Here is a 22,106-nt window from a genome sequence, read left to right on the forward strand (position 1 = left end):
CTGTGCCGTCCGACGCTCCCTAGACATTCGATGCCGTCATGAAAGATTTCAGCATTTCGCCCCTCTCGATGCTCCGATCGCTGATCAAGCACCGGCACCTCGCCGTATCGCTGATAAAGCGGGAGGTTATCGGGCGGTATCGTGGGTCTGTGCTCGGCACCCTGTGGTCGTTCTTCAACCCGCTTCTGATGTTACTGATCTACACGTTCGTTTTTAGCGTGGTCTTCCAGGCGAGGTGGAAGGGCGGCTCCGGTTCCAAGACCGAATTTGCCATGGTTCTCTTTTCGGGGCTGCTCGTTTTCAACGTCTTTTCCGAGTGCCTGAATCGAGCGCCGACGCTCGTCCTGATGAACGTGAATTACGTAAAGAAAGTTGTCTTTCCGCTCGAAATTCTGCCGCTTGTTTCCCAAGGAGCCGCGGTATTCCATGGGCTCGTCAGTTTCGTGGTCTGGTTCGTCTTCTACGTGACATTCTTCGGCCTGCCACCCATCACGGCGTGGTTGTTTCCGCTCATCATCCTTCCACTCATGTTCCTGGTTCTAGGGCTCGGATGGTTTCTCGCGTCCCTGGGCGTATACCTTCGTGACGTTTCGCAGTTCGTCGGATTGCTCGTTACGGCGTTAATGTTCCTGTCTCCGATTTTCTATCCCGTATCCGCGCTGCCCCAGGAATATCGCTCGCTCATGGAGCTCAACCCGATGACTCCCGTCATCGAGCAGGTGCGCGGCGTACTGATCTCCGGACAATTGCCGGACTGGCACGCATTCGGCCTTCAGTTCGCCGGATCGCTGCTGATCGCATGGCTTGGTTTTTCGTGGTTCCAGATGACCAGGAAGGGATTTGCCGATGTCCTCTGATATTGCCATTCGCGTAGAGCGGGTAAGCAAGACGTTCGAGATTTACGAGTCGCCCCGCGACCGGTTGAAGCAGTTCGTCCTGCCGCGTATTCAGCGTCTTTTCGGGATGAATCCGCGACGGTACTACCGCGAATTTCACGCCCTTTCCGACGTGTCGTTTACCCTGAGCCGTGGCGAAACCGTAGGTATCATTGGTCGCAACGGCGCGGGAAAGTCGACCCTTCTTCAGATCATCTGCGGCACCCTGGCGGCATCCGGCGGCAACGTCGCGGTCGAGGGGCGCATTGCCGCGCTTCTCGAGCTGGGGGCCGGATTCAATCCCGATTTTACCGGTCGTGAGAACGTGTTTCTCAACGGCGAATTGCTTGGCCTCTCCAGGGACGAGATGAAGCGTCGTTTCAGCGAAATCGAGGATTTCGCGGGGATTGGTCAATTCATCGATCAGCCCATCAAGACCTATTCGAGTGGCATGTACGTTCGCTTGGCTTTCGCGGTTCAGGCGTGCGTGGATCCGGAGATCTTGATCGTCGACGAGGCGCTTTCCGTTGGCGATATCGGATTCCAGTACAAATGCTTCAAACGCATGGAGGAGCTTCGTCGCCGTGGCGTCACCATCCTCATGGTCACGCACTCGACCGGTAATATCCTCGACTACGCCGACCGCTGCATCGTCATCGATGGCGGCAAGGTGACGACGGATACGCGCGACGTGCTTGCGGCGGTGCTGACTTATGAGAAGGGCATGATCGCAGCACGTGGAGAGCGTACCCCGGCCGGATCCATTTTGCCGGAAGCGGATATCGACGCTGAGCAGCTACGCCGAATCCAGGCGATTTCCATAAATCACGACATCTCCGAAAAACGCTTCGGTTCAGCGCGAGCGATTATCGAGACCATGCAGGTTTTTCGCCCAGACGGCAGTACCCTCGAAGAGCGGCCGGTGTTGCGTTCAGGTGAAGAAGTTCGTTTCCGTTTCACTATCGCTTCGGCTGAGGTCATTGACGAAGTGGCGTTGGGTATGTCGATTTCGCGCACGCAGGGCGGCGATGTATGGGGAGACAACAATATCCGCGCAGGCTACGCGATCACCTTGAGCCCTGGGCGTCAAATTGTCGAATTCACGGTGAAGCTGCCGATCAGTGCAGGGGACTATCTCGTACATTGCGGGCTTTCCTGCATTAACCATGGGGTACGAGAAGAGCTCGACCAGCGTCGCCCGATGCAATCTCTGAAATTCTGGTCGCCAAGGGAGCAGGTTGGCGTGGTGTTCGCTCCCGTGAAGGTCTCGGGAGAACCTGCGTGATTGCGGCGTTTCTCCCTCCTTACGCCTTTCGCGGGTTGCCGGCGCCTTATCTCTGGGTTTTCTATCGCCTGCTGCATTCGGCTACCGAGCCAATGGCATTCTTGTTGTCCGCCGACTACCTTACCCCGCCCGCGGAACTCGAGGCACTGGGACGTCCTGAGCTTGATCTCGGGCGGCAGCGGGATATGGGTTACTCGGTGCCGGACGTGGCGTCCTTCGAATCCCATGTGTTTCGTCTCATGGACGATCGACTCATGGCTCGAGCCCTGCCGGAGCACGGTGGAAATCCACTGGATTTCTTCAGGGCTTTTCTCCAGGTCGTCATTCCTGAACTGCGTGAAGAGCTAGTCAAGCACTTACGTAGTCTTCCGGAAACGCCGGAGGTGATCCTGTCCTGGTGCAACTGCCCTTCACTGGAAAGCGCCGCCGCCGATTGCGGCATCCGCGTAGCCTATATGGAGATGGGTCCGTTGCGGGAGCCGATGTACCGGGGCACAGCCTATTTGGATTTTACGGGTGTGAACGGCAATACCGAAGCACGAGCCCGCTTCGAGGCGCTTGAGGGACGGGATCTCGTGCCGGGGATTTCTCTGGCCACGCTTCGTCGGAGCATGATGCTGGAAGAGGCTTCGGTCGACGGTGGCCGTCCACGCAGCAATCTTGGCATCGTGCTTCAGGTCGAGGATGACTCCAACCTGATCTGTTACGGCAATGGTTTCGACAACATCAGCTTGATCGCTCGCGGCCTGTTCCTGGTGCCCAAATCCGACCTGCTCGTGCGGCCGCATCCGGGTAGCCGGTTCGAACTGCGCGACCCGGCCATAGCCGTGGATCCCTCCCCGTCCAGCGCGGTGTTCGTGCAGCAATGCGCGCGCGTAATGACGATCAATTCGAGTGTCGGGCTCGAGGCGTTGATGTATGGCGTCCCGGTCGAGGTCCTCGGTGACAGTTCCTACGCTTTCATAGCCGAGGCAGTAGACGAACGCGAAAGGCTCAAGCGGCTGGCCTTCTATTTGTTTGCGTATCTCGTTCCCTTTGACGAAGTGTTCGCTGCGGAATATATCCGTTTCAGGCTGGGTAACCCGACCGAAGACCAGATCGTCGCGAGGCACGCTGCATTCTATTTTCGTGCTGAAGAAGCGATCCACTCTACGGATCGGCTATTTGTCGATCTGGATGAGTATCTCGATCGTTTCAAAGGTCCAGATGCATTGGTTGATCGTCAGCGTCGCGTCAGCGCCCCGCGTGAGGGCCTGGCCAAGCTTTATTTCCGAGGCGAGGGAGAGGAATTTTCCGAAGAGCGAGCCCTGGAATGCCACCCCGTCCGCGAAGGCGCAGCCCATGTCGCGCGCTTCCGCATGCCTGTGGGCGCACGGCCTGTAACCGTTCGGTTCGATCCCGCGTCTGCGGAGGGTATTTATGTCCTGTCGGCTGTCGCTTGGGCGGACATCGAGGCAAGTGCGGGTTCGAGCGAACGCATTGAGGTAACCCGCTTATACGATTTCGGGCTACGCATCCTTTCGTTTGGCGATAGGCTGATCTCCGAGCCAGGCCGGCTTCCAGTGAAGATCCTGTCGAGCAGCGACGATCCTTTCATCGAGCTCGCAGTGGGCGATCTCTGGGCCGAAGAGGGGCTGGGGCGGGCTGCCATACTTGAGTTCCGTTTTCACGTCAGCGAAGGGCAGCGTGAATCGATTCATGGTTTCGCCGACTTGAAAGAGCGCCTCGAACGGATGGAGGCGCAATTCGGATCGCTGTCGGGCGTCCTGGCGCGCATCGAGGAACGGATCGATGTCCTCGGCGAGTCGCGCACGCAAGAGGAAGCATTGCTCAGAGCCGTGAAGTCGGAACTGGATGAGGTCGTGAACCTGACGCAACGAAAGCGGAAGTTTTGGTGATACGACCAGGCTCTGCGAAAAAAATACGATAAACGAAGTGGCTCTTGGCGATATGGGGATTCGATGAATTTGGGCATTTCACTGTTGCGCAGGCATGTGGGGCTGAAGCTGACCGGTTTACGCGGTCGCCTTGCGCGCGTTCCTCTCGCCAGGAAGATCTACTTCGGAGCGCTTCACCTGGCGTGGCAAGTTCGTGCGTTCATGCATCTTGGAGAGGGCCTGCTGCGGACGCAGCGACAGGATATTCGCGCCATTCGTGCCGCCCAGGTGTTTGATGCGGACTGGTACGTATCCCGCTACGGCGGCGACATTCCCCGAGGCATGGACCCGCTGCTGCACTTCATGCGCACGGGGCATCGACGCGGACTCTGGCCGAACCCCCTGTTCGACACCACGTGGTATCGCAAGAGCGCACCGGACGTCACGTTGCTGGGCGTCAATCCTTTGACGCATTACGTGCGTTTTGGCGCACGTGAGGGACGCCGCCCTTCGCCCCTGTTCGATTCGGGCTGGTACCTTGCGGTTTACCGCGACGTCGCCGAGAGCGGTGCGAACCCGCTTGCTCATTTTTTGCAGCATGGGAACGCGGAGAGGCGAGATCCTTGCGCCCTTTTCTCGAGCCTTTTCTATCTGACCGAGTACCTCGATGTGGCAACCGCGGGCCTCAACCCGCTGGTTCACTATGTCCACTCTGGTGCTTACGAGGGACGCGACCCCAACCCTTATTTCAGTAGTGCGTGGTACCTGTCGCGTTATCGCGATGTCGCGGCCGCGGGGCGCAATCCACTGGAGCACTATATCTTCGAGGGCTGGATGAACGGTTTTCGTCCCGGCCCGCACTTCGACTCGGAACGCTACAAGGCCGAGCATCCGGACATCGCCATCGCGCAAATCGATCCGCTTGAGCACTTTTTGCGGAGAGGTGCCGCTGAGCAACGTGCGCAGCCCCTCAGTCGCCACAGCGTCGAGGAATTGCTGCCTTCGCTTATGCGTCCGAACGTTCCGCCGAACGTGCCAGTTGTTGACGTCATTATTCCGGTATATCGCGGTATCGAGGAAACCTCTCGCTGCATCGATAGCGTGTACGCGGCCCGATGCCAAACGCCGTTTCGGCTCATTGTCATCAATGACTGTTCGCCTGAGCCGCCGATGTACGTTTATCTCGAAGAGGCTGCGCGACGATATGGATTCATGTTGCTCACCAATGAGGTCAATCGCGGCTTCGTGGGCACGGTAAATCGTGGCATGGCTCTTTCGGAGGAGAATGATGTACTTCTTCTCAATAGTGATACCGAAGTTTCGGCCGATTGGCTGGATCGGATCATGGCGCAGGGATACGCGCGTGATCGCATAGCCACCGTTACTCCGCTTTCCAACAACGCAACGATATGCAGCTATCCGGATTTCGCCGGTCGTCGCGTTCTCTCGCCGGGCGTGTCGTTGGATCGCATGGATGCGGCTTGCGCCAAGGCGAATCGTGGCCGATACGTCCCTGTGCCCACGGGGGTAGGATTTTGCATGCTCATTCGTCGGGCCTGCCTCGATGAAATTGGTCTTTTCGACGAGGAGGCTTTCGGCAAAGGTTACGGCGAAGAAAATGACTTCTGCATGCGTGCCGCCGCCGAAGGATGGGAGAATATCCTTGCCCTGGACACGTTCGTTTTCCATGCCGGCGAGGTGAGCTTCGCTGCCGATAGCTCCGCAGGTAAGGCGCGGGGTATGGACGCCTTGCTCGCCAAACATCCGCGATATCTCCTGGATGTGGCTAGTCACGTGTCGGAAGATCCGGGCAGGGCGTTTCGTGCGGCCATCACGGCGCAACTTTGGCGCGACGGCGGGAAGCCAGTGTACCTCCTGGTGACGCATAGCCTGGGCGGGGGGACCGAGCGGCACGTGCGTGAGTTGGCGAACCGTTATGCAGAGACCGCTCGAGTCCTCGTTTTGCGGCCTTCCGGAACCTTTGCCAGCGCTGGCGTAACATTACAGTCGGTCGACGCCTATGATGCGTTCTCGGTAAATCTCGACGCGACCAGTGAGGATGATCTTGTACGGCTCCTCGGGGCATTTCCGATTGATCGGATCCATGTCCATCATCTGTTCGGCTACGGACCGGAATTGAGTCGTGCGATTCGCCGATCGGGAATTCCTTTCGATTTTACGCTGCACGATTACTTCACGATTTGTCCTCAGATCAATCTCTCCAAGGACGGTGCGCATTACTGTGGAGAGCCGGACGATGCCGGCTGCAATGCCTGCATCCTGTCCAACCCGAAAATGGGGGCGCGGGATATACGCTCATGGCGTTCGGCGAACGCATGGGTGCTTCGGGATGCGGCGCGTGTGATCACGCCGAGTGTCGATGCCGCTCGCCGGGTCGAGCGTTATGCGCCGGACGCACATGTCGTGCCCATTTATCACGAAGAGATTTCCAGCGCATGGCGTGACGCCGGTGCGCCGCGATTGCTTTCCGAGAGCGATATTTTCCGTGTGGCCGTCATCGGCGTATTGGCTCCTCATAAAGGCCGGCAGCTCGTCATTGATGCCGCGCTGGAGGCAAAGGCGATGCGCATGCCCATTGAGTTCATCGTCATCGGTGATCCCTTCGGGGAACTTCCGTCGCCATCGCGCGCGGCGATCCGGACTACGGGGCGCTATAGAGAGGATGAACTCCAGGGGCTTCTCGCTGAGACTCAGCCGGACGTCGTGCTTTTTGCATCGCAATGGCCGGAAACGTATAGCTATACCTTGAGCGCGGCGCTTGATGCTGGCTTGCCGGTCCTGGTGCCGAATGTCGGTGCTTTCGCGGAGCGTGTGGCCGGACGGCCGTGGTCCTTTGTTTTCGATGCCAAGGTTTCCGGCAAGGCACTCGTCCAGCATCTGCATGCGCTGAGAGGTGATCGGTTCGCGCTTGACGCGTCGGCGACATTGGACGAATCGGTTCATCCCGCCATTTCCGCGTTAGCCCTGGGGCCCTCCGAAGGCTATGCCGTCCCAGCCATGACGCGCCGTGAGCCTTTTACGGCATCGCGCCTCAACGTGTTGGCAGTGCTTGAGGATCAGGGTGACGTACCCAGTCCTTGCGCCCATATTCGCCTCATTCCATATCTGGAGGCCATGCAGCGACAGGGGAAGATCTTCGTTCGCTATGTGCGCGCCGAGGAAGTTGGCCAGTACCCGGCGGATGCCATCGTAACCCATCGTGTCGCGGTGGCGACTGCGACAGAGGCGCGAGCACTCGCTTCGGCTGCGCGTAGTCGCGGAATTCCGCTCATCTATGACTTGGATGACAATCTCTACGACCTCGATCCGCAGGCAGAGAACGGGAAGTATCGAGTTCTTCTCGATGTTGTTCATGCATTCGTCGACGAAGCGGACGAAATCTGGGCGTCCACGCCGGTGCTTGCCGAACGCCTGCGCGCGGCCGGCGCAAAGGATGTTCAGGTTCATCGCAACCAGTTGGACCCCATGCTTTGGAAGGACGGTCTGGAGCGGGGCATTGTCGAGCGTCGGTCCGGCGATCCCGTGCGTATCGTTTACATGGGTACGCGCACTCACGCCGAAGATTTCGATATGATTTCTCCCGCCTTGCGCGAATTAAAGCGTCGGCATGGAGATCGAGTGTCGATCGAACTCATAGGCGTTCGCGATGAGGATGTTGTCGACAAGTACCTGGACTTCCTGACGCCGCCGCCTTCCGTGGGTGCGTCATACCCTGCATTCGTTTCCTGGATAAGCAACGGTGTCTTGATCGACATTGGGCTATCACCCCTCCGTCCAACTGCCTTTAACCGTTGCAAAAGCGAGATTAAGGTTCTCGACTACGCGGCTTTGGGGGCCGTTCCGGTGGTTTCTGATATCGCGCCGTACCGAGGAGTGATCGCGGACGGGATTGACGGTTTCCTCGTTGGTGACGATCCGGCGGCATGGCTGGAAATCCTTGAGCGCCTATTGGCAGATTCGAAGCTTCGCCGAGATGTCGCGGGCGCGGCGCATGGACGTAAGTTCTCGGATGAGTTCGACCAGGGGGTGGCCGGTCGCTTTTCAGCTTTGCGCGCTCTAACCGATAGCCGGGCAGCCGCTATCTAGCGGATTCGTGGCCCTCATGGCTTCGACGGTAGACCCAGAATTTCATCGTAAGGAAGCTGACGACGGCCATGGCTCCCTCTATCAGTATTTTGACGACCGGCAATGCTTCCTTGCCCAACAGTAAGGCGGCACCGGAAATGAGAGCCGTGCTGATGGCCGTCGTAGCTACCCAGAGCGTCGCATAACGTAGAAAGCTGGCAAGATTCACGTGCCGGTCTTCTGGCGAGGTCCTGAAGGTGAGAGTCGCATTGAGAACGTAGCCGACGATGGCGGCGAACAGGCGGGAACTGGGGTTTGCCGCTGCAATGCTCAGGCCCAGGTGCGTAAGCACCAGGAAACCAGCCCAGTCGATCAATAGCTGCGTGAGCCCGAAGGTCACGTAGAGCACCATCTGGCGATGCGTGCGGAAGATCCGACGGATCATGTAATTATCTCAGGGAAGACGGTGCCGCTGTTTAGCGATAGGGTGGCATTCACGGTGACTGCTCGTGGTGAACATGCGTCGCCGCGCGGGCGGCTACCGATACGTCGGCGACTGCCGCTTGGGTGGAGACGGCCTTCTTCGAAAGAGCCCGCTTTTCGACCAACTGGAACGAGAGCCAGCCGACGACGGCGGACAGGAAAACAGCCAGGGCGATTGCAGGCCACCCTCGCCAGTGCGCCGGCAATACGGTAAACACGAGTTCCGCCATCGCGAAATGATAGATATAGGTACCGTATGAGATATCACCCAGCTTTTCTGGGATGCTGACAGCAAATCTCGTCATCATGCCCAAGCCGAGGACGATGATCGGGAGCATCGACATCTCCACCATGTCGTAAACGCGTCGGTCGTGTGCGAATAGCGCGATAGCCCAGACCGGAAGTAGCGCGATCGCGACGCGACTGAGCTTGTTCGGGTCGGGAGCCATGATTGCCACGCCGGAACCGACCAGCAAATAGAAAATGCACAGCGTGCCTAGGCGGACGGGGTAAAAGAACGTTGTCGTTCCGGCAATCGATAGGCTGAATACGTTCGAAAATGGGAGGGTTCCATAGTCGGTACGGAGGAAGACGGCCCATACGATAGCGAGGAGTACGGCGACCATCTTCGGAAAATGCCGCCAGCCACCCAGTGTTCCGACGAAAATGTAGAAAGCGACTTCCGCTGTGAGGGAGTAGAGCTGGCCTATGATGCCTACGCCGCCGAATACGCCGGGTAATCCGGGGTTTAGAGGAAAGATGAGGAGACTGGCGAGGAATCGCCATGTTCCACCGCTCGCAAAGTAGGAGGTCATGGGCAACGACGTAACCAGAGGTCCTAGCACGAGCGCCATGACCGGGATGGCGACGATGAGCGCCGGAAAGATGCGCAAAGCTCTGGAGCGGAAGAACGAGCCTGGTGGATTCCGTTGGCGGCTCCGAGTGATCAGGTATCCACTGATGGTGCAAAAGATGTTGAGACCCAGCCCCCCAAAGCTTTGGTTGTTCGTCAGCGCACCGAGGCCGTCATAGCCCAGGACGACGTCCATCGTATGGCCCAGCGCGACGAGCATCGCTCCCGCTAGTCGAAGTGCGTCGAAGTTGTTTCGGCGGTGCTGCATGGGGTTTCCTGAATACCAACGTGCCCGGAGGCTGGTGTTTGCGGGAGACGGCGTAGCGTGCGAGCGATAGAATAAGCAAACACCGCCGCCTGGGACAGTCCGATTCCGGTTTTTCGACGAATCACGTCGCACGGTGGATCAATCTGGGGAAGAGGGCTTTTTTGTAATGATAGAGGCGTTCTCGGCCGCGTATCGAGAAAGGCACGCGCGTCTTGCTTGTTTGGTAGGGCTGGGCTTTTTGTGCCTTGCTGGCCTGCTGTTCTGGCTGGGTACGCCCACTGTTTCCGTGACGGCATCGTCGAAATCCCGGGTATTTTTAGAGGTGTTCCTTGCCAAGGACCCCAACGGGCTGGATGAAAGGCATTCCGCAGCCGGCCACATTCCGGCCGGAGAGACCCTGGTTCTCTCACGCAGGGAGGGGTACGCATTCCTCGGGTTCGTTCGTTTCAAGGTGACGGGCGACATTTCGGGTGCGTCTATATGCTCGGCCACCGTTGGCCGCCCCTTCGGCCGACGGTTAGCTTTCGACATCGGTGCAGGCAGTGCTCCAGCTCCGGAGCAGCCGTCCTGTGCACACGTCGTTGGCGGCATACAAGGGGCTCCCGGGTCGCTGGATGCGCGGCTCGACTACAAGGTCCTCAAAAAGTGGCGCCACCAAGGTCGGCGGATTCATCGTGCCAGCTTGCTTAGCGGGCTGTTCGGCCTCGCATTGGCCATTTGGGGGCGTTCTGCCCTGGGTCGCGGTCGCCGGGTCGTCCATGCCATCGATGCGCGGATGCGTCAAATAGGTGCTGCACGTCTTTACCTGTGCATTGCCATTCCTTTCGGTATCGCTTTCCTATTGGTCAAACCCGTTGGTTCGGTACCTGACGAACTGGCCCATATGACCAAGGCGGTCACTGTTTCTCAGGGGGTTTTTCTCGGGCAGCCGAAGGATGGAGGGATCATTCCTATCCGGCACGGACTTGGAGTTTATGACGCCTTCTGGGGAGACCGAGGGTTACGTTTTCACTGGAGCGATATGGGGCGGCTGTTTCGACAGCCTCTGGTGTGCGAGCCGGCCAACGCTCCCGACGCGGCAGTGAGCGCCTTGGGCTATCCACCGTTGCCTTATCTCATGCCAGCGGCGATCTTCCGTGCGTCTTGCGCGGCGGGCTGGTCATTGGGCGCGTTCTATTACCTCGCGGCATTGCTTAATCTGCTTCTTGCCGTCGGGCTGACCTACGCGGCGATCCAAAGGTCGGCACCGGGCGAATGGGCCATGGCCACCGTCGCCTTGTTACCTATCACGCTGTTTCTTTCGGCGTCATTTTCATCCGATGCGTTGACCCTGAGTTTGAGTTTTCTTTTTGCCGCGTCGATCTGGCAGGTGGCTTCCGGTCGGCGTGAGCCGGACGGAAGAACGCTTGTCCTGATATGCGCCTTGGCCTGGGGCGTGGCGTTGACCAAACCAGGCTACGTTTGGCTAGTGGGTCTGGGATTGTCTGTTTTGCCAAAGCTGCATTCACGACGGATCCGTCAGGTCGGCTTCCTCATTTTGGGGGTCATGGGCCCATTGGTTCTTCACGTGATCGTCGTTCTTTCCGTTGCCGGGCTATCGAGTCCAAGGCAGGGAATAGTGCCTGCGGATAACGTACATGCCATGCTCTCCGATCCACTACATGTACTTGTGCTATGGGTAAATACGTTCATCAGCGATAATGGCTGGTACTTGTTACGCTCAGCCATCGGCAGGCTTGAATGGCGCGATGTCACGCTTTCCACACCGGTAAGTCTCATGGCCGTTGGCGGAATGCTCCTCTCCGTCGCCGTGAGTCGGTTGCGGCCGGTATCCCCGGGCGTTCCCTGGGTCCTTCGTACCTATGCCGTCGTACTGGGATTGGCAGGCGCCTTTGCCTTGAGCATTCCGCTTTACGTAACTTGGACGTCCCTTGACGCGCCTTTCATTCAAGGCCTTCAAGGGCGCTACTTTCTCGTTGTCGTCGCCCTGCTCTTGCTCTCGGTATCAGGATGGCGTCGGCGTACGGGCATGGCGGCCGTACCTGGGCTGACGCTCATCTGGGTGTTGGTTCTCGCCGCTGCATTGGCCACGTTATACAATCGGTGGTATGGGATCTGACGGCGGATGGCGCCCATCCATCCATGGCCGCTCGCAGCGGCCGTAACAGGGGGTATCGTGGAACATCATTCGGATTCAACGCCAAAGGTCGCTGTCGTCATTCCCTGCTTTAAGGTGCGTGATCACATCCTTTCGGTGATTGAGGGAATCGGTCCGGAGTGCACCGCGATCTATGTGGTCGACGATTGCTGTCCCGTGCAGAGCGGAACACTAGTCGAAGAAAAATGCCGCGATTCACGCGTCTCGGTCATTCGCCATGCGGTGAATAAGGGTGTGGGGGGCGCGGTTATGACGGGCTATCGGCAGGCCGTTATCGACGGCGCGGATATCATAGTGAAGGTGGATGGCGACGGGCAGATGGATCCCGCGCTGATCCCTCTGTTCGTCGAGCCTATCGCAAAAGGCCGCGCCGATTACACCAAGGGCAACCGCTTCTTCGATCTCGAAAAGATCGAAAGAATGCCTAAAGTAAGGATCCTCGGTAACGCCGTCCTGTCGTTCCTCGCTAAAATATCGACTGGCTACTGGTCGACGTTCGATCCGACAAACGGTTACACCGCGATTCACGCTCGGGTGGTCGATCGGTTGCCCCTTCACAAGATCAGCGAGCGCTACTTCTTCGAAACGGACTTATTGTTCCGTCTCGGCACCTTCAGGGCGGTCGTCGAGGACGTTCCGATGGATGCGGTCTATGCCGACGAAAAAAGCAATTTGAGCATCGCGAAAGTGTTGCCCGAGTTCGCTTTCAAGCATGCTCGCAATTTTATCAAGCGTATCGTCTACAACTATTATCTTCGTGACGTTTCGCTGGCCTCCATCGAGCTACCTATCGGCGTCTTGCTGATGATTTCGGGCGTTATCTTCGGCTTGCATCACTGGGTCGACTCGGTAACGGAAGGGCAGCAGGCTTCCGCTGGCACAGTCATGATCGCGGCCTTGCAGATCATTGTCGGAATGCAGCTACTCCTTAGCTTCATCGGCTTCGACGTGAGTGGGGTTCCGCGAGAAGCACTGCATTCCCGGCTCTTTCAGCATCGCGTGAAGAAACCGGATGGCGATTGACACATTGTTGTGGCGGGCGGCATGTTGCCGCCCGCCAAATGATCAATCAACCCAGCGCCGTTTCCAATTCCGGCAAGATCTTAAATAGATCTCCTACCAAGCCGATGTCCGCAATCTCGAAAATCGGCGCCTCACCATCCTTGTTGATGGCAACGATCGTCCCGGCATCCTTGATGCCGGTGAGGTGCTGGATAGCGCCAGAAATACCGATGGCGATATACAGCTCCGGTGCGATGATCTTGCCCGTCTGGCCCACCTGCATCTCGTTCGGCACGTAACCGGCGTCCACCGCCGCACGCGAAGCGCCCACTGCCGCACCGATCTTGTCGGCGAACTTGTAGATCACCTCGAAGTTCTCCTTCGAGCCCACGCCACGGCCGCCGGAGACGACCTTCGGGGCGCCCTGAAGATCGGGGCGGTCGCTCTTGCCCTGCTGCAGGTTCACGAAGCGCGTATGCGAGGGCAGGGCGACGTCGAGGGACAGAGCTTCCACCGGCGCGGAGCCGGTCGAGGCGGCCGCCGGCCAGGACGCCGTGCGGATCGTCGCGACCACGATCGACGAGGCATCCACCTCGACGGTGACGATCGCATTGCCCGCATAGATCGGGCGCTTGAAGCTGTGCGGGCCTTCCACGGTCATCACGTCGCTCACCTGCGACACGCCCAGCAGGGCGGCCACGCGCGGGGCGAGGTCCTTGCCGAAGGTGGTGGAGGGGACGAACACGTGGGTGTAACCGGCGGCTACCTTGGCGATCTGCGGCGCGAGCACGGCAGCCAGCGCGTGGGCGTTCTCGGCGCGGGCGACGGTCAGCACCTTGCTCACGCCGTCGATCTTCGCCGCCTCGGCGGCGACGGCGTCGGGCGCGTCGGACAGCACGATGACGTCGATGGATGCGGGCTTCACGGCCGCGGCGGCGCTCACGGCGCGCGCGGTGGAGGCATTGAGCTTGCCGTCGAGGTGTTCGGCGATAACGAGGATCTGGGTCATGTCGATTCTCCGGTCGGCTGCCTTACAGCAGGCCCTTCTGTTTGAGGGTCGCGACGAGTTCAGCGGCGTCCTTCACCATCACGCCCTTGCTGCGCTTGGGCGGCGCGGCGTAGTGGGTGGTCTTGATGTGGTCGGCGGCGTCGACGCCGAGCGAGCCCAGCTCGATAACGTCGATGGGCTTGCTCTTGGCCTTCATGATGTCAGGCAGCTTAATGAAGCGCGGCTCGTTGAGGCGAAGGTCGGTGGTGATCACGGCGGGAAGGTCGGCCTCGATGGTCTCGAGGCCGGCGTCCACCTCACGGGTGACCGTGGCCTTGCCGTCGGCGATCTCGACCTTGCCGGCAAAGGTGGCCTGGGGGCGATCCCACAGCGCGGCGAGCATCTGACCGGTCTGGTTGGCGTCGTCGTCGATGGCCTGCTTGCCCAGGATCACCAGGCCCGGCTGCTCCTTCTCGACCAGCTTGAGGAAGGTGCGCGCGGCGGTCAGCGGCGATACGGCATCGGCGGTCTGCACGTGGATGGCGCGGTTGGCGCCCATGGCCAAGCCGTTGCGCAGATGGGCGGTGAGGTCGGCCGGGCCGATACCCACCACCACCACTTCCTCGGCCACGCCCTTCTCGCGCAGGCGCAGGGCCTCCTCGAGGGCGATGTCGTCGAAGGGGTTGGCGGAGAGCTTCACGCCGTCCGTGACGACGCCGGTGCCGTCGGGCTTGACCTGAATGCGGACGTTGTAGTCCACGACGCGCTTGTAGCCGACCAGAATCTTCATTCGCGGTTCCTGTATGAATGCCCGTTCAGATAACGGGCGCCAGAAGGTTGGCCCGCCATTCTAGCCAATCCGGCGATGACGGGCCCGTACTGTCGTTTTTATCCGCGTTTCGCGTAGGCGTAAGGGCCTGAAGGGTCCGGTTCGCCCACCAGCGCGGCCGAGGTGCGCGTGGCATATCCGCCGTGCGATGCCGCCAGGATGACCACGCGCTCGACGGCATGGGCCAGCGTGCCGTCGACCTGGCCCTTCTCCGCGTCGAAATCCGCTTCGGACAGTGGGGCGTCGATAAGTGGAACCAAGGCCTCCAGGCGACACCAGAACATGCTTCCGGCGACGAACGTGTCCTCAGCGACGTCCGGCTGGGCGATGCCCATGAGGGAGCAAAGGTATTCGACGTTGGATGCGTTGGCGCCCCAATAGAAGTCCAGGGGTTGCACGTGGCCTTCCGGTGCCACCACGCCCAGCATCGGGTCCGTGCGGAAAGCGTCCACGATCTCCACTGCCCGACCTGGAGCGAGCAGGCGGTCGACGAGCTCGGCCCGCCAGGCGGCACCGTCCTGCCGATGCGTCGAGCGCTTCGTATGCAGCTTCAGCACCACGTCCTCGCCCTCGTCGAGCAAGCGACCGGCCGTGCGCAGGAACGGGAGGATGTCGCGCCCGCGATTGGGCGAAACGATCAGTTCCGCATCGAGGGCAAGGCGGGCCGCCTCCTTGCGCACGGCTTCCTCGCGTTCGGAAGGAACGGTGAGGATCACCCGGAAGTCCAGTGACGTGGCACGAAGGGCAGTCACCAGTTCCGCGAGCAGTTCGGGATACCAGACGTGGATGACCGCGCAGGGGCGCCGCTTCGGTTCCGGGGGAGGTGCCAGCGCACGCCGGATGGCTTCCAGCCAGGCGTAACCATGGCGCGTATCCGGTTCAAGGACGGCGCCCTCGGCCCATTCGTTCCATGCGTTGACGAACGCCATGGGGTGCGAAGGCATGCGTCGCTTCGCGGTCGCGATCGCCTGGCGTGTCCAGCGCTCGAAGGCACGCGGCGTCGCATGCACATAGCTGCGCCCGCGACCGCTGCGGCGAGCCTCGTTGTCCCAGCCGGGATTCACTCCTGGATAGAGCAGATAGTTCGGGTCGGCAGCGGCCATCGAGGCGGAAGCGAGCTGGCGCCAATCCATGATCTGGCCGGCGTAGTCGGGATTGAGCAATCGGTGCGACGCCGTGACCGGTGCTTGCGTCGTATTGTTGGGTGGAAACGCGACGGCCGCATCGAATCCGATGGAGGCCGGATCGACATTGTCGAAGCTCTGTACGTAAGCCAGGTGGATTTCACCGATGTCCTGGTCGCGACACCAGGCTCGCCAGCGGCGCGCCGTCGCGGCCGCGTCGGGTAGCAGTCCCGGTCGGTAGACCAGGAGCATGGGCTTGCCGTCGACACGGAGGTAGCGTGGATCGCGCAGATAGCGCGACACGTATTCGATGAACGCGAGATCGTCTTCATCGCTGTGGCGCTGTCCGATCAGCACGTGCCCCTCGCGTCCGTCCCAGCGACGCGACCAGTTTTCGTTGGCCCAGCACAGGGCGATCGGAAAATCGATGGAGGGGTCGTCGAGCCAGTTCCGCAGCGGCGTCTCGAGCAGTGTCTTGCCGGCGAACCAGTAGAAATACGTGCAGAATGCGCCGACGCCGTATTCGCGGGCCATGCGTGCCTGTGCCCGCATGACCTCGGTCAGGCGCAGGTCGTAGTAGCCGAGATCGGCGGGCAACCGCGGCTGCGCATGCCCTTCGAACTGCGGAAGGGCGCGCGCTACGTTGTGCCATTCGGTGAAGCCATCGCCCCACCAGGCGTCGTTCTCGGGAATCGGGTGGAATTGCGGCAGGTAGAACGCGACGATCGTGGCAGGCAGCGGCGAGGGCAGCGGGGCATCCCTGTGACTGACGTGGGCCAACAGGCGATGGCCCGAACGGTCGAGCGGGCGGTGTGACGTGGTACCTCCGGCCTTGCCCTTCGGGCCTGAGGGAACCAGTGCGTGATGCCTCGCGAGAAAGCGCTGTCGCAAGCGGTCGCGGGTCGCCGTCGGCATCGGCGTCAACCGGAAGCCGAGGCGCAGGCCATGGAAGACCAGCGAGCGTAGGCGTTCGTTGAGGGACATGATCAGAGTATGGCTCGTTGAAGGGCCCGGCGGGCCGCATCGGCGGAGAAGTGCTCGGCCACATGAGTCAGCGAGCGATCGGACAGGCCAAGCCATGCGGCGGGGTCGCCAGCCAGTCGCTTGTAAGCCTCGGCGACATCGTCCGGCGTCTCGGCCGTCAGCACATCCACACCATCGGTCAATCGCATCCCCTCCACCGCCACCGGGGTGCCGATCACCGGCAGCCCATGGCTCATCGCCATGTTGATCTTGCCCTTGACGCCCGCGCCGAAGCGCAGCGGTGCGATCGACGCCAGCGCCGATTCCATGAGCGGCGTGAGATCCGGCACGCGGCCGAGCATGGTCAGCCCGGCGGCGGCGAGCGTCTTGCGCTCGCCCTCGGGCACGTCGCCCGCGACGAGGATGTGTACGTCCGGCAGCACGCGACGAAGGGCGGGCAAGATGGCGTCGGCCATCCAGCGCATGGCGTCGGCGTTGGGCGGGTGGCCGAAGCCGCCGACGAACAGGAGGTCGCGGCGGCCTTCATGGCCACGGGATCGGCCGTGGACCTCGTGGATGTTGGAGAGCAGTTCCACGCGGGCGTCCGGCAGCATCCGGGCCAGCAGGCTCCGCTCGTATTCGCTCACCACGAAGGTCGTGTCGGCGGCGGCGATGAGCTTCAACTCCTGCTCGCGCGTGACCGACGCCTGCCGGGACAGGGCCGCGCTGCCGGCCTGTTCGGCACCGCGTTCTTCCCGCAGGAAATGCAGGTCGACGGTATCGAAGATGAGCTTCGCCCCAGGGGCATGGCGGCGGACGAACGGTGCGTATTGCGCGGCGACGGTATGCCGCGAAAGGATCACCGCGCGTAGGGCGGAGGCATTCCGCGACAGCCACGATGGCACGCCATCGTTCCACGGCCGCGCGATCACCTCGATGCCGAAACGACCCAGCTCGCGGATCGCCGCGTCGTCGGCCCGCCCGTCGTCGGGGGCGAACACCACGTGCCAACCGTCGTCCACCAGCAGGCGCATCATGGAGATCAGTCGAAGCGACCCGGAGTCGCGCGACGCGTCGGGCGTGGCGACGTCCACGACGAGCACCGTGCCGCGCCGGCGCTGCTCGGCCACGCGGGCGAGGGGCGTGCCGGGAGCGGGCTGGCGGGTGAGCGCCTCGCGCCACTTACCCGCGAACTTGGCCAGGTTGATGTCCTGGAAGCGCTTCATGCCGTTCTGCGGAGCGCCCGCCGAACTGATGCCTTCGGCATGTATCACCACGCTGGTCGGCACGTACCAGACCTTGAGCCCTGCCGCGCGCGCGGCAAAGGCGAGATCGGTGTCCTCGTAGTATCCGGGTGCGAAGCGCGCATCGAATCCGCCCAGCGCGGCGAACGTCTCGCGGCGGATCGCCAGCGACGCGCCCGATACGTAGTCGACCTCGCGCGCATAGCGCACGGCCGGATCGGTGCGCGGCTCGAAGCGCCCGATGGTCCACGCCGATCCGTCGGCGAACACCCACGCACCGGCCTCCTGCAGGCGTCCATCCGGGTAGACCAGCTGGCTTCCGGCGATGCCGCAATTCGGCCGCAGGTCGAAGCAGCGCAGCAGTTCTTCGGTCCAGCCCGGCGTGACCTGGGTGTCGTTGTTGAGAAAGACGACGAATTCACCCCGGGCTTCTGCGGCGCCGCGATTGCAGCTGCCGACGAAGCCGAGGTTTTCCGCGTTGCGCAACAGGCGAAGGCCATGCACCCGCGCGAGCGTATCCGCCGTCTCGTCCGGTGACGCGTCGTCGATCACGATCACCTCGAACGGATCGCTCGGCGGCGCCGCCGCGATGGAGCGCAGGCAGGCGAGCGTATAGGCGAGCTTGCCGTGCACGGGGATCACGATCGACACGCGCGGCTGCGCCGACGACGGCAGCTCGAAGGGTTCGAACGGTACGTCGAGCGGCAGCAACGCCAGCGTGTCGTCGAGCGCCGGCCGGCTGGCGAACTCCTGCGAGATCCGCGAGAGTGTGCCGCGCCAACCGCGCAACGCCACGCTGGAGCGCACGCGTTGGGCGATGGACACGAAGCGGCGATAGCGCCAGGTGAGCTTGCCGGTCACGGGATCACAGGTTCTGGTAATTCGGTCCCGAGCCGCCTTCCGGCGTCACCCAGGTGATGATCTGGTAGGGATCCTTGATGTCGCACGTCTTGCAATGCACGCAGTTGGCCGCGTTGATCTGCAGCCGCTTGCCGACGTCGTCCTGCACGATCTCGTAGACGCCCGCCGGGCAGAAACGCTGGCAGGGGTTGCCGTATTCGGTGGTGCAGCGGTCGATGCAGATGCTGGTGTCGGCCACCTTCAGGTGCACCGGCTGGTCTTCGTCGTGCTCGGTGGCGGCGAAGTAGACCGACGCCAGGCGATCGCGCGGCGCGAGCGTGCGCTCCACGTAATCCTTCTTCGGTGCCTCGAACTGGCCCAGCTTGTGCAGCGACGACCAGTCCGCGTGGTTCTTCAGCGTCCACGGCGACTTGCCGCCGGTGACCGTTTCCCAGGCGGCATTGATCAGGCCCCACCACAAACCCTTGTTGAAGCCCGGGCGGATGTTGCGCACCTTCTTCAGTTCGGCCATCACGGCCGAGCCGCGCAGCTTCGCGTCCCATCCCGCGCTCTTGAGCGACGAGGCCACCAGATGCTCGGCGGCGAGCATGCCCGAGGCGATGGCCTGATGCGTGCCCTTGATCTTCGGCACGTTGACCAGCCCCGCCGAATCGCCGACGAGGATCGCGCCGGGCATCTCCACGTTCGGCAGCGACTGGAAGCCGCCCTCGATGATGGCACGCGCGCCGGCGGAGACGATGGTGCCGCCCTCGAGCAGGCCCTTCACGTTCGGATGGTGCTTGAACTGCTGGAACGCCTCGAACGGCGAGAAGTCGGGGTCGGGGTAGTCCAGGCCCACCACGAAACCCACCGCCACGCGGTCGTTGTCCATGTGGTAGAGGAAGCTGCCGCCGTAGGTATCGTTGGCGAGCGGCCAGCCGGCGGTGTGCACCACCTTGCCCGGCTCGGCGCGGCCCGGCGGAAGCTGCCAGAGCTCCTTGATGCCGATGCCATACGTCTGCGGATCGCTGTCCTTGTCGAGGTCGAACCGCTTGATGAGCGTCTTGCTGATGTGGCCGCGGCAGCCCTCGGCGAGCACGGTCACCTTCGCGCGGATGTCGATGCCTTCGGTATAGCCCGGCTTGTGCGAACCGTCGCGGGCGATGCCCATGTCGCCGATGCGCACGCCGGCGACCGCGCCCGCGTCGTCGAACAGCGCCTCCGCGGCGGCGTAGCCGGGGAAGACGTCCACGCCCAGGGCCTCGGCCTGCGGGGCCAGCCAGGCGCACAGCGCGCCCAGGCTCACGATGACGTTGCCGTGGTTGTTCATCTGCGGCGGCGTCACGGGCAACTTCGTGCCCGAGGCGTGATCGCGCAGGATCCAGAACTCGTCGTTGGTGACGGGCACGCAGATCGGTGGCGGGGCGTTGCGCCATTCGGGCAGCAGGCGGTCGAGCGGACCGGTCTCGATCACGGCGCCGGAGAGGATCTGGGCGCCGATGGTGGACGCCTTCTCGATGACGCAGACCGTCAGTTCGGGATTGAGCTGTTTCGTACGGATCGCGAACGACAGGCCGGACGGACCGGCGCCGACGACGACGATGTCGTATTCCATGGTTTCGCGTTCGCTCATGGCTGGCTCACTCACAGGGCTGGCAGGACGGCGGACACCTTCCGGCGCACGCATGACCGGGCATTGTCCGATTTCGCTGGCAGACGGGCAAATGCCCGTTTGAAACGACCTTTTTTCCGGAAATGCGGAGGGGGGCTTGCAAGGCTTTCACCTACGACGTTCATAATCGTCCCAAGTGAAAGGAGACTCCATGAATACGATGCCGCCGGTTGCCGACACGGACCTCCGCCGGGCCACCCTGCTGCAGATCCTGCATTGGCTGGCCATCGGCCGGGTCCAGCCCCGGGCCCTTGCCGACGTCTACCAGGATGCCATCGAGCGGCTCAACCCGCGGCTCAACGCCTTCGTGGATTTCAGCGTCTCGCTGATCCAGGAACAGTCTGCTGCTGCGGATCACCGCCGGCGCGATGGTGTGATCGGTCGCCTCGACGGCATACCCATCGCCCTGAAAGACAACGTCGATGTCGCGGGCGTGCCCACGCGCGCCGGCATGCGGCGTCGCAGCGTGGTGCCGGAGGAAGACGCCCACGTGGTGGCACGGCTGCGCGCGTCCGGCGCGGTGCTGCTGGGCAAGACCAACATGGACGAAGGCGCGCTCGGGCTCGCCACGAACAATCCGTGGCATGGCGCGACGCACAATCCGCATCGCCTGGGTTACACCGCCGGTGGCTCGTCCGGCGGTGCCGCCGCGGCCGTGGCCTCGGGGATGGCCGTGGCCGCCATCGGCTCCGACAGCCTCGGTTCGATCCGCGTGCCCGCGAGCTATTGCGGCGTCTACGCGTTGAAGCCCACCCATGGCGAGATTTCCGCGCGAGGCCTCGTCCCCGCCGCACGCCGCCTGGATGCCGTGGGCTTGCTCGCGCGCGGCGTCGACGACCTCACCGTGCTGTTGCAGACCCTTGCCGGCTACGACGCCGACGACGCGCGTTCGCGTCGCCGCCGCGTGGCCTTCTCGCCGCCGGACTGGGAGCCGGGCAACCTGCGCACGGGCGTGCTGCCCGACCTGGCCGCCATCGGCGTCGAGCGCGACGTGATCGATGTCTTCGACGGCGCCCTCGCCCAACTCAAGGGCGAACTGGGCGAACGGCGCACGGTGGATTTCTCCGATTGGGATTTTGCCCGCACGCGCCGCGCGGGCCTGCTCCTGATGGAATCGGAGATGCTCAACACCTTCGCCGCCGAATTGGCCGACGAAGCCTATCCGGTGTCGCCGAGCCTGCGCGGCATGCTCGACTTCGCCACGCGCAAGTCCGCCGCGGACTACGCCGCGGCCGACCTCGTGCTCGACGCGGCCACCCTCAAGATGCGCCGCCTGTTCGCCCAGGTGGACGTGCTGGTGCTGCCCACCACCTCGCAGGGTGCGTTCCCGCTCGATGAACCGGCGCCGTCGTCGCAGGGCGACCTGTGCAGCTTCGCGAGCCTCGCGGGTTGTCCGGCCGTGAGCATCCCCATGGGCACGTTGCCCAACGGCCTGCCCATCGGCATGCAGCTCGTCGGCGCCCGCGGCTCCGACCTGCGCCTGTTGGAACTGGCCGCCGTCTGCGCCTCGTCGCTCGACGCCGAACCGAAGTACCCGGTGGAACCCGCCTGATCCGCTG

The 22,106-nt window shown here is 62.1% G+C and carries 14 protein-coding genes; 7 read left to right on the top strand and 7 right to left on the bottom strand.

Annotation, left to right across the window (positions count from 1 at the left end; all coding sequences use genetic code 11):
• Positions 1–38: 38 nt before the first annotated feature.
• The 4 genes from JNG39_RS19940 to JNG39_RS19955 all read left to right on the top strand — a co-directional run bounded on the left by JNG39_RS19940 (position 39) and on the right by JNG39_RS19955 (position 8,144).
• Complete coding sequence (locus JNG39_RS19940) at positions 39–857, top strand: ABC transporter permease (RefSeq protein ID WP_368313705.1); 819 nt, start codon at positions 39–41, stop codon at positions 855–857.
• Complete coding sequence (locus tag JNG39_RS19945; RefSeq protein WP_368313706.1) at positions 847–2,160, top strand: ABC transporter ATP-binding protein; 1,314 nt, start codon at positions 847–849, stop codon at positions 2,158–2,160. Before JNG39_RS19940 ends, JNG39_RS19945 begins: the two co-directional genes overlap by 11 nt.
• Complete coding sequence (locus tag JNG39_RS19950; RefSeq protein ID WP_368313707.1) at positions 2,157–4,058, top strand: hypothetical protein; 1,902 nt, start codon at positions 2,157–2,159, stop codon at positions 4,056–4,058. Before JNG39_RS19945 ends, JNG39_RS19950 begins: the two co-directional genes overlap by 4 nt.
• A gap of 63 nt (positions 4,059–4,121) precedes the next feature.
• Complete coding sequence (locus JNG39_RS19955) at positions 4,122–8,144, top strand: glycosyltransferase (protein ID WP_368313708.1); 4,023 nt, start codon at positions 4,122–4,124, stop codon at positions 8,142–8,144.
• Here the strand turns inward: JNG39_RS19955 and JNG39_RS19960 are convergent.
• Both JNG39_RS19960 and JNG39_RS19965 read right to left on the bottom strand, forming a co-directional pair.
• The gene (locus JNG39_RS19960; RefSeq protein WP_368313709.1) at positions 8,137–8,568 is read right to left on the bottom strand and encodes a GtrA family protein; all 432 of its coding nucleotides are present in this window, start codon (positions 8,566–8,568) and stop codon (positions 8,137–8,139) included. The two genes, JNG39_RS19955 and JNG39_RS19960, sit on opposite strands and share 8 nt — an antisense overlap.
• A 49-nt stretch (positions 8,569–8,617) precedes the next feature.
• Positions 8,618–9,727 (bottom strand): acyltransferase family protein, encoded by a 1,110-nt coding sequence (locus JNG39_RS19965; protein WP_368313710.1) that lies wholly within the window; start codon positions 9,725–9,727, stop codon positions 8,618–8,620.
• Positions 9,728–9,893: 166 nt separating this feature from the next.
• Here JNG39_RS19965 and JNG39_RS19970 point away from each other — a divergent pair, with 166 nt between their 5' ends.
• Both JNG39_RS19970 and JNG39_RS19975 read left to right on the top strand, forming a co-directional pair.
• The gene (locus JNG39_RS19970) at positions 9,894–11,846 is read left to right on the top strand and encodes a DUF2142 domain-containing protein (protein ID WP_368313711.1); all 1,953 of its coding nucleotides are present in this window, start codon (positions 9,894–9,896) and stop codon (positions 11,844–11,846) included.
• Between the two features lie 57 nt (positions 11,847–11,903).
• The gene (locus tag JNG39_RS19975) at positions 11,904–12,908 is read left to right on the top strand and encodes a glycosyltransferase family 2 protein (RefSeq protein ID WP_368313712.1); all 1,005 of its coding nucleotides are present in this window, start codon (positions 11,904–11,906) and stop codon (positions 12,906–12,908) included.
• A 46-nt stretch (positions 12,909–12,954) separates the two neighbouring features.
• Here JNG39_RS19975 and JNG39_RS19980 read toward each other — a convergent pair whose 3' ends face one another.
• The 5 genes from JNG39_RS19980 to JNG39_RS20000 all read right to left on the bottom strand — a co-directional run bounded on the left by JNG39_RS19980 (position 12,955) and on the right by JNG39_RS20000 (position 20,508).
• Complete coding sequence (locus JNG39_RS19980) at positions 12,955–13,896, bottom strand: electron transfer flavoprotein subunit alpha/FixB family protein (protein ID WP_368313713.1); 942 nt, start codon at positions 13,894–13,896, stop codon at positions 12,955–12,957.
• Positions 13,897–13,918: 22 nt separating this feature from the next.
• On the bottom strand, positions 13,919–14,665 hold the full coding sequence (locus JNG39_RS19985; RefSeq protein ID WP_368313714.1) for an EtfB protein: 747 nt from the start codon (positions 14,663–14,665) through the stop codon (positions 13,919–13,921).
• A 98-nt stretch (positions 14,666–14,763) separates the two neighbouring features.
• Complete coding sequence (locus JNG39_RS19990; RefSeq protein WP_368313715.1) at positions 14,764–16,812, bottom strand: glycoside hydrolase family 99-like domain-containing protein; 2,049 nt, start codon at positions 16,810–16,812, stop codon at positions 14,764–14,766.
• A gap of 2 nt (positions 16,813–16,814) precedes the next feature.
• On the bottom strand, positions 16,815–18,896 hold the full coding sequence (locus JNG39_RS19995) for a glycosyltransferase (protein WP_368313716.1): 2,082 nt from the start codon (positions 18,894–18,896) through the stop codon (positions 16,815–16,817).
• Positions 18,897–18,900: 4 nt separating this feature from the next.
• Positions 18,901–20,508, bottom strand: a complete 1,608-nt coding sequence (locus JNG39_RS20000) for an electron transfer flavoprotein-ubiquinone oxidoreductase (protein WP_368313717.1) — start codon at positions 20,506–20,508, stop codon at positions 18,901–18,903.
• 190 nt (positions 20,509–20,698) lie between these two features.
• Between JNG39_RS20000 and JNG39_RS20005 the strand changes: the two genes are divergently transcribed.
• Complete coding sequence (locus JNG39_RS20005) at positions 20,699–22,099, top strand: amidase (protein WP_368313718.1); 1,401 nt, start codon at positions 20,699–20,701, stop codon at positions 22,097–22,099.
• The last annotated feature ends 7 nt before the right edge of the window (positions 22,100–22,106 follow it).

This window comes from Luteibacter sp. CQ10, assembly GCF_040900725.1.
Lineage (GTDB): Bacteria > Pseudomonadota > Gammaproteobacteria > Xanthomonadales > Rhodanobacteraceae > Luteibacter.

Bases quoted from the DNA above. Each gene is read 5' to 3' on its own strand.
- JNG39_RS19940 (WP_368313705.1), top strand. From the start codon at position 39: ATGAAAGATTTCAGCATTTCGCCCCTCTCGATGCTCCGATCGCTGATC.
- JNG39_RS19945 (WP_368313706.1), top strand. From the start codon at position 847: ATGTCCTCTGATATTGCCATTCGCGTAGAGCGGGTAAGCAAGACGTTC.
- JNG39_RS19955 (WP_368313708.1), top strand. From the start codon at position 4,122: ATGAATTTGGGCATTTCACTGTTGCGCAGGCATGTGGGGCTGAAGCTG.
- JNG39_RS19960 (WP_368313709.1), bottom strand. From the start codon at position 8,568: ATGATCCGTCGGATCTTCCGCACGCATCGCCAGATGGTGCTCTACGTG.
- JNG39_RS19965 (WP_368313710.1), bottom strand. From the start codon at position 9,727: ATGCAGCACCGCCGAAACAACTTCGACGCACTTCGACTAGCGGGAGCG.
- JNG39_RS19970 (WP_368313711.1), top strand. From the start codon at position 9,894: ATGATAGAGGCGTTCTCGGCCGCGTATCGAGAAAGGCACGCGCGTCTT.
- JNG39_RS19980 (WP_368313713.1), bottom strand. From the start codon at position 13,896: ATGACCCAGATCCTCGTTATCGCCGAACACCTCGACGGCAAGCTCAAT.
- JNG39_RS19985 (WP_368313714.1), bottom strand. From the start codon at position 14,665: ATGAAGATTCTGGTCGGCTACAAGCGCGTCGTGGACTACAACGTCCGC.
- JNG39_RS19990 (WP_368313715.1), bottom strand. From the start codon at position 16,812: ATGTCCCTCAACGAACGCCTACGCTCGCTGGTCTTCCATGGCCTGCGC.
- JNG39_RS20000 (WP_368313717.1), bottom strand. From the start codon at position 20,508: ATGAGCGAACGCGAAACCATGGAATACGACATCGTCGTCGTCGGCGCC.
- JNG39_RS20005 (WP_368313718.1), top strand. From the start codon at position 20,699: ATGAATACGATGCCGCCGGTTGCCGACACGGACCTCCGCCGGGCCACC.